The sequence below is a fragment of the Streptomyces eurythermus genome, from assembly GCF_014649115.1.
Classification (GTDB): Bacteria; Actinomycetota; Actinomycetes; order Streptomycetales; family Streptomycetaceae; genus Streptomyces; species Streptomyces eurythermus.
Window position 1 is genome coordinate 466,925 of sequence record NZ_BMSK01000005.1, and the last position, 17,007, is coordinate 483,931.

At 75.3% G+C, this 17,007-nt stretch carries 9 protein-coding genes; 5 read left to right on the plus strand and 4 right to left on the minus strand.

Annotation, left to right across the window (positions count from 1 at the left end):
• Positions 1-14: 14 nt before the first annotated feature.
• Complete coding sequence (locus tag IE251_RS12400) at positions 15-1,439, minus strand: NsdA family TPR-like regulatory protein (protein WP_030792613.1); 1,425 nt, start codon at positions 1,437-1,439, stop codon at positions 15-17.
• Positions 1,440-2,150: 711 nt separating this feature from the next.
• Here IE251_RS12400 and IE251_RS12405 point away from each other — a divergent pair.
• Together IE251_RS12405 and IE251_RS12410 are read left to right on the plus strand one after the other, a co-directional pair.
• Positions 2,151-4,226: an asparagine synthase-related protein gene (locus IE251_RS12405; protein ID WP_189752909.1), complete on the plus strand. Its 2,076-nt coding sequence runs from the start codon at positions 2,151-2,153 to the stop codon at positions 4,224-4,226.
• Positions 4,227-4,411: 185 nt separating this feature from the next.
• Positions 4,412-7,726 (plus strand): ATP-binding protein, encoded by a 3,315-nt coding sequence (locus IE251_RS12410; RefSeq protein WP_189752910.1) that lies wholly within the window; start codon positions 4,412-4,414, stop codon positions 7,724-7,726.
• A gap of 18 nt (positions 7,727-7,744) precedes the next feature.
• Here the strand turns inward: IE251_RS12410 and IE251_RS12415 are convergent, their stop codons facing one another.
• Entirely contained in the window at positions 7,745-9,658 is a 1,914-nt protein-coding gene (locus tag IE251_RS12415; protein ID WP_189752911.1) for a sigma-70 family RNA polymerase sigma factor, read from the minus strand.
• Between the two features lie 611 nt (positions 9,659-10,269).
• Complete coding sequence (locus tag IE251_RS12420) at positions 10,270-11,085, minus strand: TetR/AcrR family transcriptional regulator (RefSeq protein ID WP_189752912.1); 816 nt, start codon at positions 11,083-11,085, stop codon at positions 10,270-10,272.
• 378 nt (positions 11,086-11,463) lie between these two features.
• On the opposite strand from IE251_RS12420, the gene IE251_RS12425 reads away from it, so the two are divergent.
• Positions 11,464-12,837, plus strand: a complete 1,374-nt coding sequence (locus tag IE251_RS12425; RefSeq protein WP_189752913.1) for an NAD(P)/FAD-dependent oxidoreductase — start codon at positions 11,464-11,466, stop codon at positions 12,835-12,837.
• Between the two features lie 137 nt (positions 12,838-12,974).
• Positions 12,975-14,618 carry an ATP-binding SpoIIE family protein phosphatase gene (locus IE251_RS12430; protein WP_189752914.1) on the plus strand — a complete coding sequence of 548 codons (1,644 nt, stop codon included), beginning with the start codon at positions 12,975-12,977 and terminating at the stop codon, positions 14,616-14,618.
• A gap of 85 nt (positions 14,619-14,703) precedes the next feature.
• On the opposite strand, the gene IE251_RS12435 is transcribed toward IE251_RS12430, so the two are convergent.
• The gene (locus IE251_RS12435) at positions 14,704-15,993 is read right to left on the minus strand and encodes an MFS transporter (RefSeq protein WP_229896709.1); all 1,290 of its coding nucleotides are present in this window, start codon (positions 15,991-15,993) and stop codon (positions 14,704-14,706) included.
• Between the two features lie 110 nt (positions 15,994-16,103).
• Here IE251_RS12435 and IE251_RS12440 point away from each other — a divergent pair, with 110 nt between their 5' ends.
• The gene (locus IE251_RS12440) at positions 16,104-16,652 is read left to right on the plus strand and encodes a MarR family winged helix-turn-helix transcriptional regulator (protein WP_189752915.1); all 549 of its coding nucleotides are present in this window, start codon (positions 16,104-16,106) and stop codon (positions 16,650-16,652) included.
• Positions 16,653-17,007 lie beyond the last annotated feature (355 nt).

Here is a 17,007-nt window from a genome sequence, read left to right on the forward strand (position 1 = left end):
GAGGCGGTGCGGTCCTACGCCGGTGCCATCAGCAGCGGCCGGGCCCGCTCGCGCAGCTCCACCACCCGCGGCTCGTCCCCGTACGGCTCCAGCCGGTGCAGGAGGTCCTTCACGTACTCGGTGGTCCGCGCGGACGAGATCCGCCCCGCCACCTCCACGGCCCGCACCCCCTGCTCGCACGCCGCGTCGAGGTTCCCCGACTCGAGTTCGGCGACGGCGGAGACGACCAGGCGCAGCCCGTGCGACCGCACGAACTCCTCCGTCGGCTTCGACAGCGCCTGCTCGGTGAACCTCCGCACCTGACGGGGCGCCTTGAGATCGCGGTAGCACTCGGCGGCGTCCGCCGCGAACCGGTCGTATCCGTAGAAACCCAGCCAGGAGGGGTCGTTGTCGCCGGGGCGGGACCGCTCCAGCCAGCCCTCCGCCGCCTTCAGCGCCGCGCCCGCCGCCTGCGCGTCGCCCGCGCGCGCGTGTGCCCGCGCCTCGACCAGCCGGAAGAAACTCATGGTGCGGGCGGTGGCCAGCCCCCGGTTGCGCTCCAGCGCCGCCTGCGCGAGGTCCACCCCCTCGTCGCCGAAGCCCCGGTAGGTGGCCTGCAACGACATGGAGGCCAGCACATACCCCCCGAGGGGGACGTCGGCCGCCGCGCGCGCGAGGCGCAGCGCCTGGATGTAGTACCGCTGCGCGGCCTCCTGCTGCCCGGTGTCGAAGGCCATCCAGCCCGCGAGCCGGGTGAGTTCGGCGGAGGCGCCGAACAGGGCGCGGCCCACCTCGTCGGAGTACGAGCCGAGCAGCAGCGGTGCCGCCTCCACCCGCAGGCACTCCGGCACCATCGACGAACGCCAGTCCCCGCCGCCGTACTTGGAGTCCCAGCGCCGGGCGTCCTCGGCGGCCTCCCTGAGCTTGCGCACATCGCTGTGGCCGACTTTGAGCGGCGGGCCGGAGCCCTCGGCGGCGCTCGCCTCCCGCGCGACCGAACTGTCGGCGGGGGTTATCAGCCAGCGCGAGGCGGGCGTTGCGTATGCGCTCACCGCGAACGATCCGGCGAGGGACTGCCAGATGCCGCCGGAGCCGGCCCGGCGGCCGGCCAGGTCGAGGCGGTACAGCTCGGTCGCCGACTTCACCGCCTGTGCCACGTCCCGGGGGAAGGCGAGGCCCACCTCCGGCGCGGGATCCGCGTCCGCCAGGCCGATCTCGTGCAGCGGGACCGGGCGGCCGAGCTTCTGGCCGATGGCGGCGGCGATCAGATGCGGCGCCGCACCCTGCGGCACCATGCCCTTCGACACCCAGCGCGCCACGGACGTCTTGTCGTAGCGAAGCGTCAGACCGCGCTGGGCGCCAAGGTCGTTGACGCGCCGGGCGAGTCCGGCGTTGCTGATTCCCGCGAGGGCGAGAACGGCGCCGAGCTTTTCGTTCGGCCCGCGTTGCTCCCTGGACATGCGCCACCCCTCGACACAGACGGCTGCCGCGCTGGCATAACCGTGCGGCATTCGTAAACCCAGCGTAGTTCGCCGCATCCCAAGCGTTAAGGGGCAATGTTCCGGATGGCGGGATTGTGGTCGGTGGGTGGGCGCGGCCCTGTACGCACCGTGCACGGGCTGTCGCGACGTGCCCCCGCCCGTGTGGCCGTGCGCCCGCCCGTGCGCTCTTCTCCGGCCATCCGGGGAGCGGTTCCATGGGCCGTGCGTGGGTCGGCCCGCTGTACTGGATCCAGTGGGCTGGGGGACACCGCCGCCTTCATCCCCGCGGGTGGCGGACCGGTCCGGGAGGCGTCGTCCGCCTCCCGGACCGTGCGTACGAGTAAGCCCCCTGGCGCTCCGCAGGCCTGTACGGAGAGTGCTCGATTCCGGCGCCCCATCAAGGATTTGGCTGAAAATAATCCCCCGATCGTGCGGTGGATTTCCTTCGTGACCATGCAACTTGAGGGCGCGAAAGGGGATTTGGGGGAGCGCATTAGGGGCGCATTCGCATCGCCCCCGTGGGGCGCCGCCTCCGCCGCACCCGCCCGCCACCCGTCAACTCCCCTTGCCGCACCGCGTACATCCCCCGGTGCGAGGCGGCCACGCCGCGCCTCCCCGGCCTGTTCTTCATGGCAGCATGGGGGCCGGTTCGTACGGTGCACTGGTGGTCCACAGCCTGTGGAGGCGTCGATGCGGTGGTTGGTGGGGTGGAGCAGCACCGCCGCGGGCGCCGCCGGGACCGGCTCCGCGGGGGCCGTCGGATACGACGGCGAAACCCTGCAACCGGTCGGCTCCCAGCTCCTGTGGGGCGACCCGGACCCCCTGTGGGCGGTCGGCGACTGGCGCCCCGACGAGGTGCGCGTGGTGCACGCCGACCCCGAGCACCGGATCGCCGTCCTCGGCATCTGCGGCGCCACCGACGAGGAACTGCGGCGCGGCCTGTTCACCGCGCGCGGGGGCGCGGTGCGCCATCTGACCACCTGGTCCGGCAGCTACACCGCCGTCGTCCAGGCCGGCCGCCGCATCACCGTGTGCGGCGACCTCGCGGGCGCCCGGCCGGTCTTCCACACCCCCTGGGAGGGCGGCACGGCCTACGCCACCGCCGCCCTGCCCCTCGCCGACCTGGTCGAGGCCAACCTCGACTTCACCCACCTCGCCGCCCTGCTCGCCGCCCCGGACGTGCCGGCCGCGCTGCGCGACACCACCCCCTACGACGGCGTACGACGCGTTCCGCCGGGGCACGCCCTGGTGCTGCGCGCCGGAGCGCGCGAGATCGCCGGCTACGAACCGGTCGCCTCCCTCGCCGTGGCCGCGCCCCCCGCCGACCCCGACCGCGCCGTGGACGCCGTACGGGACGCCCTGGTGGAGGCGGTCCGCACCCGGCTCGCCGCCCCCCGGCACGTACCCGACCTGGACCCCGGGCCGGTGCCCGGCATGGGACCGGCCGAGCGGCGCGCCGCGCGCGGGATGCCAGTCCCCGGCGTCGGCGCCGACCTGTCCGGCGGGCCCGCCTCCGGCACCCTCGCCCTGCTGGCCGCCGGACTGCCCGGCCGGCCCGGCACGCTCCTCGGCCACCGCACCGGCGCCGGCGAGCGCCTCCTCGCCGTCACCTTCAACGACCTGGCCGTACCCGGCCGCGAGGCCGAACTCGAACGCGCGGCGGCCCTGGCCGCGGGCCCCCGCCTGCACCACGTCGTGGTCACCGGCGGCCAGGAGACCCTGCCGTACGCCGACCTGGACGGCCCCCTGACCGACGAACCCGGCCCCTGCCTGGTCCAGGCGGCCCGGCACCGGGCGCGGCTCGCCGCCGGCAGCGCCGACCACTTCACCGGCCACGGCGCCCGCCAGGTCCTGGACGCCCACCCCGCCCGGCTCGCCGACCTCCTGATGGACCGCCGGCGGCGCCACCTGGTCCGGCCGGTCGCCGCGCTGGCCCGCGCCGACGGCTCGGTGTTCGTCCCCGCCCGCGTGTACGGCGCGGCCCGGCGCCTGGCCCGCACCCCCTACCGGGCGGGCCTGGAGGAACTCGCCGAGCGGCTGATGCGGCGCCGCTTCGACGAGCCCCAGGGGGCGGCCGACGCCTCCCTCGCCGCGCTGAGCTGGGCCGGGCCCGGTCCCGCCGCGCGGTGGCTGACGGGCGAGGCACTGGCCGAAGTATCGGTTCTGCTCCAGGCGGAGGCCGACCGCTCCGGCACCGGCGTCCAGCGGCCCGGCGACTATCGCGCGCGGGCGGCGCTCGCCCGGCACGCCGCCGACCTCCGCGTGCTGGAGCAGGCCGCGGAGATCCGCTCCCAGCGGCTGCACGCGCCGTTCCTCGACAACCAGGTGGTCCGCGCCTGCCGTGACCTCCCCGAGGCCCTGCGCGTCCGGCCCGGCGCCCGCGCCGCCGTCCTGCGCACGGTCCTGGAGGGCGCCGGCGTCACCGGCCTCCCGGCCGGCTGGGGCGCTCCCTCCCACGCACCCACGGTCGCGGCGGCGCGCGCGGGGCTGCGGGCCGCCGCCGACCCCCTGCTGGACCTGTTCGCCACACCACTGCTCGCCGACGCCGGGCTGGTGGAGGCCCGCGTCGTCCGCGCGGCCCTGCGCGGCGGGGCGGCGGGCGAACCCCTGCCGCTGGACGGCCTCGCCGACCTGGTCTCGCTCGAACTGTGGCTACGGCGCCTGCTCGCCCGCCGCGGCACGTGCTGGACGGGCACACCGTCCCGCTCCCGCGCGGTCCCTTCGGGGATCCGGCCGAGGCGGGGGGCGCTGGCGCCGGGGGCGTGAGCGGCGGGGGCCCACCGGGCCTCGTCGACCGCGGCCGGCCGTGGGCCGGTCGCGCGGTTCCCCGGCACCCCGCCGACGCGGTCAGGCGCCCCCGCCCGGCCACCGCGCCCGTTCCGGACCCTGGTGACACCCCCGGCGCCCGAACCCCCGTGCCCCGCCCCCGAGCCCCCCGCCACAATGGCCGGATGCGGTACAGAATCCTGGGCGTGACCCAAGCGGCGGACGACCAGGGCACTGCCGTACCCATCGGCGGCCGCCGGCTGCGGACGCTGCTCGCCGCCCTGGCCCTGCGGCCCGGCCGTACCGCCACACCCGAGACCCTCGTCGACGAGATCTGGGCGGACGACCAGCCCCAGGACGCGCCCGCCGCCCTCCAGGCCCTCGTCGGCCGGCTCCGCCGCACCCTCGGCCGGGACACCGTCGCCTCCACGGCGGGCGGCTACCGCCTCGAAGCCGGCCCGCAGGACGTCGACCTGTACGTCTTCGAGCGGCTCACCCACGCCGGCACCGCCGCCCTCGCCGCCGGCGACCCGGCCACCGCCCACCGCACCCTCACCGAGGCCCTGTCCCTCTGGTACGGCCCGGCCCTCGCCGACCTGCCCGACCGCACCGCCGCCACCCGCCCCGAGGCCCTGCGCCTGGAGGCGGCCCGCGCCCGTGCCGCCGCCGCCCTCGACCTCGGCCGCGCCCAGGAGGTCGTACCGGAGCTGCGGGAACTGACCGCCGCCCACCCCTACGACGAGCCGCTGCGCGTCCTGCTCATCCGCGCCCTGCGCGACACGGGCCGCACCGCCGACGCCCTCGCCGCCTACGAGTCCGCCCGCCGGACCCTCGCCGACACCCTCGGCACCGACCCCGGCCGGGAACTGCGGAACCTGCACGCGGAGCTGCTGCGGCAGGAGGGCTCCGCCACCCCGGAGCAGCCCGCCGCCGCGCCCGTCGCCCCCGCCCACCCGCCCCGGCGCACCGGGAACCTCCGCCCCCGGCTGACCTCCTTCGTCGGACGGGGACCGGAACTGGAGGCCATCCGCTCCGACCTGCACCGGGCCCGCCTGGTGACGCTCACCGGACCGGGCGGCTCCGGGAAGACCCGCCTCGCCGAGGAGGCCGCCGCGGCCCACCCCTCGGCCTGGCTGGTCGAGCTGGCCCCGCTCGACCGGCCGGAGGCGGTCCCCGGCGCGGTGGTCAGCGCGCTGGGCTTGCGCGAGACGGTGCTGCTGACCAACGAGCTGGGCCTGCCGCAGGACCCCACGGCCCTGCTGGTCGAGTACTGCGCCCCGCGCGGCCTGCTCCTGGTCCTCGACAACTGCGAACACGTCATCGGCGCGGCGGCCGCCCTCGCCGAGACCCTCCTCACCCGGTGCCCGGGGCTCACGATCCTCGCCACCAGCCGGGAACCCCTGGGCGTGCCCGGAGAGTCGGTGCGCCCGGTCGAGCCCCTCGTCCCGGAGCAGGCGCACCGCCTCTTCGCCGAGCGCGCGCGGGCCGTCCGCCCCGACGCCGACGCGGTGCTCGGCGACACCGAGGCCGTCGCGGAGATCTGCCGCCGCCTGGACGGGCTGCCGCTCGCCATCGAGCTGGCCGCCGCCCGGCTCCGGCTGCTGACCCCGCGGCAGATCGCCGACCGCCTGGACGACCGCTTCCGCCTGCTCACCTCCGGGAGCCGCACCGCCCTGCCCCGCCAGCAGACGCTGCGCGCGGTCGTCGACTGGTCCTGGGACCTGCTGGACGAGCGGGAGCGGACGGTCCTGCGCGAGGTGTCGGTGTTCGCCGGCGGCTGGGACCTCGCGGCGGCCGAGGCCGTGTGCACCGGCCCCGCCGCGGACCTGCTCGGCGCCCTGGTCGACAAGTCCCTGGTGGTCGCCGCCCCCCGCGACCCGGACGGCACCGGCATGCGCTACCGCATGCTGGAGACCATCCACGAGTACGCCACCGAGCGCGCGGCCGAGCTCCCCGCGGTGCGCGCGGCGGCCGAGCGACGCCACCGCGCCTGGGTGCGCTCGCTGGTGGAGGAGGCCGGGCCGCAGCTGCGGTCGGGGGCCCAGCTGCCCTGGTTCTCCCGTCTGGAGACCGAGCTGGACAACATCCGCGCGGCCCTGGACCGCGCGGTCCGCGCGGGCGACGAGGCCGAGGCCGGCGCCCTGGTGCTGGCCATCGGCTGGTTCTGGTGGCTGCGCAGCCACCGCCAGGAGGCGGTGTCCTGGGTACGGCTGGTGCTCCGCCTGGGCGCCGCCCTGGACACCCTGCCCGCGGACGCCGCGCCCGGTGAGCTGATGGCCCGGGTGGCGTCCGCCGACCCGGTGGGCGCCTTCCTCGCCGACCCCGACGGCCAGGCCCGGCACCCGCTGAACGAGCTGCGGACCGACCTGCGCATGCTCGACCTGTTCCTGACCGCCGAGTCGAACGCCGACCACCTCGCGAGCGACGAGCGGGCCCCGGAGTACGTCGCGGGCGTGCGGCGCGCCTACGAGCGCGGCGGCCCCCAGGCCGCCCGGTTCCCCGGCATCCTCTGGCCGCTGACCACGTACTACCTGGGCGGCCCGGCCGACGTCCGGCCGAACCTCTCGGCGTCCGTCGCCAACGCCCGCCGGTACGGGGGCGACTGGGAACTGGCCGTCGCCCTGATGTACCGCGCCCACGTGACCGTCGACACCTCGGGCAACCTCCAGGGCGTCGACGAGGACCTGGCCGAGCTGCGGCACCTCGGCCGGCGCGTCGGCGACCGCTGGATGCTGGCCCAGGTGTGCGGCGCGGCCGGCGAGGCGGCCATGGCACGCGGCCGGTTCGACGAGGCACGCGCCGAGTACCAGGAGGCGCTGCGCCTCGCCTACGAGGTCGGCGCGGACGCCGAGGCGCCGTTCCTGATCGCCCGGCTCGCCGAGATCCACTACCGCTCCGGCGACCGGGACGGCGCGCTGGCCGCCCTGGACGAGGCGGAGTCGGCCGCCGAGCGGTACGCGGTGCCGGAGTCCCGGGCCTTCGTCCTGCTGCTGCGCGCCCACATCGCCCTCACGGACGGGGACGTCGGCCGCGCCCGCGAACTGCACCGGGCCTCCTGCGCGCTGGTCGGCGACGGCAGCACCGCGCCCCCGCAGTTCGTCGCGGCCCAGCGGGTGGTCGAGGGGTTCGTCGTCGCCGACGAGTCGGGCCTGGCCCAGGGCCTGCGGGTGCTGGCGAAGGCCCTGCGCGAGGCCGTGGACCACCGGTGCGCCGAGGCGGTCACCTCCGGCCTGGCGGACGCGGCGGCCTGTCTGCTGGGCCGGTACGGCGATCTGCCGGCCGCCGTACGGCTGTTCAGCGCCGCGGACAGCTGGCGCGACGGCGTCCCGCGTCCCGAGCCGGAGCGCGGCGAGGCCGCCCGCGTGCACGCCGGCGCCCGCGCGGCCCTGGGCCCCGAGCGTTATGCCGCCGAGTGCGCCCGGGGCGCCTGCCTCGACGAGGCGGACGTACTGCGGGAACTGGACGCGGCGACGGAGTCGAGCCGTACGACCGGCGGGTGAGCGGGGTGGGCGACGGGGCTACCGGCAGGTGAACCGGGACTCCGCCCAGTCCGCCGACGCCACCCGGCCCAGGCCGTGGTCGTGCGGCTCCACCACCAGCCGTACGGTCCTGCGCCCGGCGAGGTCCACATGGACGGGAACGGCCGGGCCACGGCCCTTGACCACGCCGGACCGCCACAACGGGACCCCGTCGGCGTAGACGGAGAACGAGACCTTGCCGAGCCCGAGGGTCATGTCGTCCACGCCGGCCCACGCGTCGTACGCGCTGCACTGCCGGTTGAGGTCGATGGTGACGGAGGACTCGCCGTGGACGGTGACCCCGCGCGCGTACGTCCTGCCGCCGATCGACATGCCGTACCGCTGCCACACCCAGCTGCTCCCGCCCAGCCGGATCTCGGGCTCGGTGCCGTCACCGGAGACGTCGAAGCGCAGGGCGCTCAGCTCGTAGACGGTCGGCGCGGGCGGCGGGGTGGGGGCCGGGGTCGGGGTCGGCCTGGGTTTCGGCGTCGGCGTAGGCGTCGGCTTCGGCGGGGGGACGGGGGCCGGCGTGGGCGTGGGCTTGGGCTTGGGTTTCGGCGACGGGGTCGGAGTGGGCCTCGGGGCCGGTGTGGGGGTGGCCGGCGGTGCGGGGGCGACGGCCACCGGCTCCGGGAACGAGGGCTCGGGCCGGGGCTTCGGGGGAGCGGGCGCGGGCGTCGGCGGTTCGGAGCGTACGGCCGGTGCGGACGGCGACGGCCTGGCGGCGGCCTCCTTCACCGGCCGGTCGTCGTTCACCAGGGCCAGCGCGACCGTGGCGACGGCCACCGCCACCACGCCCGCCACGATGCCGGCCTTCACCGGCGCACCGAGCCCCTCGGCGGCAGCGGCCCCGCCCGCGCCACCCGCCCCGGCGGACGAACCGGTGGCCGCGGCGGCGGCCCCCGCGGCCCCGGCCCCGGCGCCCCCGGCCACGATCCCGAGCGCCTTGGCGTATCCGGCGGCCCCGAACCAGCCGATCACCGCGACCGGGACGACCGCCGGGATGCCGCCCGCGACCTCCTCGATCTGCGCGGCGGCCAGCCGGCACCGGGCGCACTCCGCGAGGTGCTTGCGCAGTCCCCGCTCGGCCCGGACGCGCAGCTTGCGGCGGGCGTAGGTGCCGAGCTGGTCGGCGTAGCGGGCGCACTCCCCGCCGGCGGTGAGGGCGGTGCTGACGTGGGCCTGGAGGTAGGCCTGCTTCAGCCCTTCCCGGGCGCGGCTGGCGAGCACCCGGGTGCCGTTGGCGTCCAGCCCGAACAGGACGGCCACCTGGCTCGGGGACTCGTCCTCCACCTCGGTGTGCCACAGCACGGCCTGCCAGCGCTCGGGCAGGGAACGGAAGGCCCGCATGGCCAGGGACTGCTCGGCCTCGTGCAGGGCGCGTACGTCGGCACCCAGATCGAGTTCGCCGGCGTCGGACGCCTCGGCGGCGCGTGCGGCCTGCTGGGCGAAGACGGCGAAGTCGTCGACGAGCTGCTCGCGCCGGGCGGACTTGGCCCAGTGCGCGGCGACCCGTCGAACGGAGGTCAGCAGATAGGCCCGTACGGCGTGCTCGGGCCCGGCGCCGCCGCGCACCGCCTGGAGCATCCGGGCGAACACCTCGGCGGTGAGGTCGTCGGCGGTGTGGCCGTCCCGGCAGCAGGTCCGCGCGTACCGGCGTACCGCGTCGGCGTGCCGCCGGTACAGCTCCTCGTAGGCGGAGTCGTCGCCGGCCCGCATCCGGCCGATCAGCTCGCCGTCGGCGGCCGGCGCCTCCCAGGGCGGCGGCAGCACGCTCCCGTCCCGCTGAGCGGGCACGCCGCCGTCCCCGCGCGCACGGGGTCCGCCCTGGCTGGGTACGTACGGCGAGGCCGGCCCGCGCGTCTCCGCGTCCCCGTCGTCCCCGCGTGACCCGTCCCACCCGTCAGCGCTCATCGCGGAAAGCCCCCGACACCCACCCAGCCCAACCCGACACCGGCTCAGACTGCCACACCGCACCCCGCCAAGTGCCCCCGCGCAACCCATCCACCCATCCGAGCGCACTTCCCGAGGCTGCCCCGAACACCCCCCGAACACACCGGGGTTCCCCTACGAGGACTTTTCGGCGGCACTGCCCGGCGGGCCGCCGAGTCACGGCCACCGCGGGACCGCCCAGGGGTCTGCTGTGCCACGGCTCTCTGGCAGTACTGCCCGGCGGGCCACCGAGCCAGGGCGACCGGGCCGTACCGCCCGGCGGGCCGCCGCGCTGCAGCGACCAGGCAGCGCCGTCCGACGAGCCGCTGTTTCAGGCCCACCCGGCAACGGCCCGGCGGCTTGCCGCCACCCCCGGCTCCCGGCACTACCCTCGCCCCCGGCAGCGCCCCCTGGCAGCCGACCCCGGCACCGCCCCCTGCCCCCGGCAGCGCCGCCCCCGCATCCGCCGCCCAAACCCCCGCAGCCGCCGACGGCGGACGCGTCGCACGAGGGCCACCCGCACCCGACCGCGATAGCCGCACAGGTGGTGCGGGTGGGAACAGAAATCCGCCGAAGGCGAAGCCGAGGCGCGCCTACACCGACGCCGGCCGGGACCGAAGCCCCTCCAGCAGGATGTCCAGCAACCGAGCCGAAGCCGCCGCCTGCTGCGCAGCATCCGGCAGGGACGGCGCCGCCGTGGCGATCACCAGCAGCACATCCCCCACCGACACATCCGCCCGCAGCTCACCCGCCGCCCGAGCCCGCTCCACCAACTGCCCGACCACCTCGAGCAACGCCCCGGCCCCGGCATCGTCCGCCGCCAGCGATGCCTCGTCCGGCACCAGCCGCAGCTCACCGTTCCCCGGCTGCACCCGCTGCTGAGGCACCCGAGCGTCCTCACCCGAGGCACCGGACGCACCGGACGCAGCCGACGCACCGTCCGCGTCCGCCACCCCCGCCCCGTCCGACCCGGCGGAGCCGACCCGCAGCACCTGCGGCGGCAGCAACCGCCCCGCCCCCGACGCCACCGAGGTCCGCAGGAACCGCGACAGCGCCGACCACGGCTCGTCCTCCTGCCCGAGCGCGGCCCGCGCCTGCTCGGTCAGCCGCGCGGTCTCCTCCTCGGCGATCCGCCGGACCAGCACGTCCTTGCTGGGAAAGCGCCGGTACACCGTGCCGACCCCGACCCGGGCGCGCCGTGCCACGTCCTCCATCGGCGCGCCGTACCCCAGCTCGCCGAACACCTCACGCGCCGCGCGCAGCACGTGCTCCAGATTGCGCTGCGCGTCGACCCGCAGCGGAGTCGTCCGCGCCCCGTCCGCGCGTCCCGCACCCGCCGCCGTACTCATCGCTCTGCCACCGGGCGCGATGGCGGTGGCCGATGCCCAATGCGTGTCCTGAACATGCATGTGTTTCCCCCGGTAATGACGTCTCCCCCCGGAGACTCTCCCCGCCACTGGCTGCGAAGCGCGCGGAACGGGTATCGGTTCCGACCGGATCCGCCCGTCGCGGGCCCGTTCGACCACATTCCCTACACTCCGTCGACACACGAACATAGTTGAGAGGCAGTCAATTCAGAAGGGGGAGGTTCCGTACAGTGCGCCCCCCGATCGGAGTACGGGGCGTGTACGTCCCGATTCTCTCCCTTCCCACCCACTCGCCCGCCCCCGCTGACCTGCCCCGTTTCCTCCCGTACGGGCGCACCGGCCGGCCCCGCGCCCACCCGGCCGCCGGTCACACAAATTGCCGGGCCTGTGGACAAACACCAGCGCCGGGTGCGTCATGGGATGGTGAAGGAACGTGCGCGCATTCTGGTTGTCGGCGGCGGCTACGTCGGGATGTACACGGCCCTGCGCCTCCAGCGGAAGCTGAAGGCCGAGCTGAACAGGGGCGAGGCCGAGATCACGGTCGTCACCCCCGACCCCTACATGACGTACCAGCCGTTCCTTCCCGAGGCCGCCGCGGGCTCGATCTCCCCGCGCCACGTCGTCGTACCGCTGCGCCGCGTCCTGCACCGGTGCCACGTCGTCGTCGGCGAGGTGACCTCCATCGACCACGCGGTGCGCACGGCCGCCGTCAGCACCCTCGCCACCGCCGACCGGGGCGGCTCCGCCGAACTGCTCGGCTACGACGAACTGGTGCTCGCCCCCGGCTCGGTCTCCCGCACCCTGCCCGTCCCCGGCCTCGCCGAGTACGGCATCGGCTTCAAGACCGTCGAAGAGGCCATCGGCCTGCGCAACCACGTCATCGAGCAGATGGACATCGCCTCCTCCACCCGCGACCCCGCGCTCCGCGACGCCGCCCTCACCTTCGTCTTCGTCGGCGGCGGCTACGCGGGCGTCGAGGCCCTCGGCGAACTGGAGGACATGGCCCGCTACACCGCCCGCTACTACCACAACCTCCGCCCCGAGGACATGAAGTGGATCCTCGTGGAGGCCACCGACCGGATCCTGCCGGAGGTCGGCCCGGAGATGGGCCGCTACACCGTCACCCAGCTGCGCCGCCGCAACATCCAGGTACTGCTGGACACCCGTCTGGAGTCCTGTGCCGACCGGGTCGCCGTCCTCAGCGACGGCCAGCGCTTCCCGACCCGCACGCTCGTGTGGACGGCCGGCGTCAAACCGCACCCGCTGATCGCCGCCTCCGGCCTGCCGCGCACCGACCGCGGCCGGCTGCGCTGCACCGCCCAGCTCACCGTCGACGGCGCCGAGCACGCCTGGGCCGCGGGCGACGCCGCCGCCGTCCCCGACGTGACCGCCGCCGAACCCGGCACCGAGACCGCGCCCAACGCCCAGCACGCGGTCCGCCAGGCCAGGGTGCTCGGCGACAACATCGCGCACGCGCTGCGCGGCGAGCCCCTGGAGACGTACGCCCACCGGTACGCCGGCTCCGTCGCCTCCCTCGGCCTGCACAAGGGCGTCGCCCAGGTCTACGGCCGGAAACTGAAGGGCTACCCGGCCTGGTTCATGCACCGCGCGTACCACCTCAGCCGGGTGCCCACCGTCAACCGCAAGGCCCGGGTGCTCGCCGAATGGACCCTCGCCGGGCTGTTCAAACGGGAGATCGTCTCGCTCGGCTCGCTCGAACATCCTCGCGCGGAGTTCGAACTGGCGGCCGGGGGAAAGCCCCCCCACAGCCCCTCCGACGACCCGAAGGGGTAGTCCTGACCGGACCCGGGAACTCCGCGCACCGCCGAGGCGTCTGACGGTTGTCGCCGTGGTCCGCCCCCCTGCCAGACTGCCCACGTCCCCGGACTGGCCCCCCGCCCGCCCACAGCACCCACGAGGCTTTTCCCACAGTGAACTTCACGCGCTGGAGCGCCCGGCTCCCCGGAACGCAGCGTCGCGCCGCCGCGCGGACCGAGTCGGCGGTCTCCCCGGACCGGCGGGGCGACGGCTCCGTGCCCGCGGCCCGCGCCGAACGGTCCGCCGACGCGTCCCCGGCGCCCGCCGTCGACGTACTGCCCGCGCGTGACGTCCTGGACCGCGTCCCGGCCCTCGTCGCCCTCGTCCACGGCCCCGACCACCGCATCGGCTACGTCAACGACGCCTACACCACGGCCTTCGGCACCCGCCCCACCGGCGTCCCCGCCCGTGACGCCCTGCCCGAACTCGCCGAACTGGGCCTGCTCCCGCTGCTCGACCAGGTGCTGCGCAGCGGCAGACCCCGCACCCTGAAGTCCCGCAAGGCCGTCGACGGCCGCTCGTACACCTTCACCTGCACCCCCGTCACCGAGGACGGCGACCGCGACGCGGGCGTCCTCGTCTTCGCCACCGACGTCACCGACCACGCCGAGGCCGCCGAACGCCTGCGCGCCAGCGAGCGCCGCCAGCGCGAGACGGCCGTCACCCTCCAGCGCTCCCTGCTCCCGCAGGAACTGGAACAGCCCGACGACCTGCGCATCGCCGCCACCTACCAGCCCGGCGGCACCGAGGCCGCGGTCGGCGGGGACTGGTACGACGTGATCACCCTCGGCGGCGGCCGGACCGCCCTCGTCATCGGCGACGTCATGGGCCGGGGGGTGCGGGCCGCCGCCGTCATGGGCCAGCTCCGCACGGCCGTCCGCGCCTACGCCCGCCTCGACCTGCCCCCGCACGAGGTGCTCCAGCTGCTCGACGGCCTCGCCGCCGAGATCGACCCCAACCAGATCGCCACCTGCGTCTACGCCATCCACGACCCGAACGAGGGCAGCCTGGTGTACGCGTCGGCCGGCCATCTGCCGATCCTGGTCCGCGACGAGAACGGCGTGGTCGCCCGCGCCGACGAACCCACCGGCCCGCCGCTCGGCACCGGCGGCTGGATTCACTCCTCCGGCTGCATCGCCCTCGGCCCCGGCGCCACGGCCGTCCTCTACACCGACGGCCTGGTGGAACGCCGGGACGCCGACCTGGACGAGAGCATCGCCGCGCTCGAAGGCGCCCTCGCCGGCGCCACCGGCACCCCGCAGGTCGTCTGTGACCGTCTGGTCCGCTCGGCCGGCGTCACCGCCGACCACGACGACGACGTGGCCGTCCTCGTCCTCCAGCACCCCGCGCGTACGGGACCCGACGGCGATCTCTTCCGCAACGCGGCCCTGGAACTCCTCGGCGGCGTCGAGGCGGCACCCCGCGCCCGGGCGTTCGCCTCCGGGGTGCTGACCAGCTGGCGCTTCCCCGCCGAGCTGCACGATCTCGGCGTCCTCGCCACGAGCGAGCTGGTCGCCAACTCCCTCCAGCACGGCATCCCGCCCATGCGGCTGCGCCTGCGCCGCACCGACCGCCGCCTGATCATCGAGGTCACGGACGGCGACGACCACCTGCCGCGCCGACGGCGCGCGGAGCCGGCCGACGAGTCCGGCCGGGGCATCGCCATCGTGGCGACGATCGCCTCCAGCTGGGGCTGCCGCCGCACACCGGGCGGCGGCAAGGCGGTCTGGTGCGAGTTCGTCCTGCCGAAGGGATGAGCGCCGCGGGGGTGGGGGCCCGCTGCCGGGCGCGGGTGCTCCGTGGCAGGTCGCGCGGTTCCCCGCGCCCCCGCGGGGCACGGTCCTACGCCTCGGCCGCCACCGGCTCCGCAGCCGCCTGGCCCCGGCTGACCACCCGGCTCTCCCGCCCCGTCCACGGCCGGTCCTGCACCGCGGTGAGGCGCCGCCCCAGCCGCAGGGCCAGCACGGTGACCGACAGCGAGAACAGCAGAAACGTCACGATGTACGGCGCGTGCAGGGAGGCGCCCAAGGGACCGCCCACCGCCGGACCGACCGCCAGCGCCAGCTGCTTGACCAGCGCGAACGCCGAGTTGTACTGACCGGCCAGCCCTTCCGGCGCCAGATCGGCGACCAGCGGCGCGACCGTCGGCGACAGCATCGCCTCACCCAGCCCGAACAGCGCGTACGTCGACACGAAGGCGGCCGTGGCCATCTCCTGGCTGCCGTGTCCCAGCCCCGCGTACCCGGCGGCCAGCCATGCGACGGCCCAGATCAGGCCGACCGCGGCGATGACCCGGGACCGCCGGCGCCGCTCCACGAGCCGCAGCACGGCGAACTGGGCGATCACGATCATCAGCGTGTTCGCGGCCAGCGCCGTTCCCAGCGCGGACGTGGATATCCCGGCCGCCTCCACGCCGTAGGCGCTCAGACCCGATTCGAACTGGCCGTAGCAGGCGAAGAAGAGCACGAAGCCCAGCACGCACAGCTGCACCATCGCCCGGTTCCCGAGCAGCTGCTTCCAGCCGCCCTTGGCCGACCGCGCCGGGGCGTCCGCCATCCGGGGCGATTGCGGCATGCGCACGGTCGCCATCACCGCGACCAGCAGCAGGAACATCAGCGCCTCGATCGCGAACAGCAGCGTGAACGAGGACACGCGCGTGGTGTCGACCAGATGACCGCCGATGAGGCCGCCGATGCCGAGCCCCAGGTTCTGCAGGAAGAACTGCATCGCGAACGCGCGCGAGCGGGTGTCCGCCGAGGAGCAGTCCACGATCATCGTCGCCAGCGCCGGCTGCATCACGGCCTGCCCGGCACCGAGCGCGGCGGCGGACAGCAGCACGGTCGCGGCACCGCCCGCCAGACCGAGGCTCAGCGCGCCCAGAGCGGCGAGGACCAGGGCGGCGAGGAGGACCGGCAGCGGGCCGCGCCGCACGATCGCCCGGCCGGCGAACGGCAGGACGATCAGCGCGGCCACGGCGAAGACGGCGAGCACGAGCCCCGCCGTCATGGCTCCCAGCCCCCGTACCTGCGCCACATAGACGTACAGGTAGGGGACGGTGAAGCCGAGCCCGAACGCGCTGAGTGCGTTGCCCACGTGGATCCGGCGCATCGCTGCGCCCATCGCCCTGGTCACGTTCACCTCTCTCACTAGTTAGACCTGAAGACTTCAAAGCTAAAGTTCGAAGCTAAAGAGTACACAGTGAAGGACTTCAAGGCAAAGGGGTCGCGTGCGATACTGCGGCCATGGCCGACACCAGCGGCGTCACGGAGCCGACACTCGAAGAACAGATCGCCGCCTACCAGCGCGAGTTCCAGGACCTGGATCCCCAGGTCGAGAAGATCGTGTCGGCGCTGTCCCGCCTGAACCGCCGGATGAACGTCGCGTACGGCCGCCAGACCGCCGCCCTCGGCATCAGCAACGCCGAGTGGGAGGTCCTCAAGGCGCTGGTCCTCTCCGGCGCCCCCTACCGCATGGGCCCGAGCGACCTGGCCAAGCGGCTCGGCCTCACCCCGGCCGCGATGACCCACCGGATCGACCGCATGGTGGCCGAGGGCCTGGTGACCCGGGAGCGGGACGAGTCCAACCGGGTGCGCGTCATCGTGGAGCTCACCCCCGAGGGCCGCGAGAAGTGGCTGGAGGCCATGCGCCTGGCGACGGTCTTCGAGGAGGACCTGCTCCAGGACCTCACCCCTACGGAGCGTGCGGTGCTCGGCGAGGTCCTGACCCGGCTCCTGCGCCGGGTGGAGCACGCGCAGCCGGACGCCGGCGGCCGGCTCACCGACCTGGACTGAGGCCGGGCCCGGGACCGAAGAAAAGATCTTGACAGGGAGTGTTGACACACCCCTGGCCGATCCGTAAGGTTCTTCGGGTTGCCGCGGAGCCGTAACGGTTCCTCGACAGCACTCCGCCGCCTCGAGCGGCACCCTCACACCACCAGCACGATCTCCCGTACGGGTTGATTTCGGCGTGCCCGAATTCAATTCGAATACGGGTCCGGCGCCCCGATTGGGAATCGCCGGGCGGATCCGCTAAGGTTTGAGATGTCGGAACGGCCCAACAGCCGCGAAGACAAACCCCGCTGACCGGGGATCAGACGCCGAAAGGATCTGATAGAGTCGGAACCGCCGGAAAGGGAAACGCGAGAGC

What these genes read in the sequence shown, in the direction of transcription:
- IE251_RS12400 (WP_030792613.1), bottom strand. Translation starts at nt 1,439, where the DNA reads ATGTCCAGGGAGCAACGCGGGCCGAACGAAAAGCTCGGCGCCGTTCTC.
- IE251_RS12405 (WP_189752909.1), top strand. Translation starts at nt 2,151, where the DNA reads ATGCGGTGGTTGGTGGGGTGGAGCAGCACCGCCGCGGGCGCCGCCGGG.
- IE251_RS12410 (WP_189752910.1), top strand. Translation starts at nt 4,412, where the DNA reads ATGCGGTACAGAATCCTGGGCGTGACCCAAGCGGCGGACGACCAGGGC.
- IE251_RS12415 (WP_189752911.1), bottom strand. Translation starts at nt 9,658, where the DNA reads ATGAGCGCTGACGGGTGGGACGGGTCACGCGGGGACGACGGGGACGCG.
- IE251_RS12420 (WP_189752912.1), bottom strand. Translation starts at nt 11,085, where the DNA reads ATGCATGTTCAGGACACGCATTGGGCATCGGCCACCGCCATCGCGCCC.
- IE251_RS12425 (WP_189752913.1), top strand. Translation starts at nt 11,464, where the DNA reads ATGGTGAAGGAACGTGCGCGCATTCTGGTTGTCGGCGGCGGCTACGTC.
- IE251_RS12440 (WP_189752915.1), top strand. Translation starts at nt 16,104, where the DNA reads ATGGCCGACACCAGCGGCGTCACGGAGCCGACACTCGAAGAACAGATC.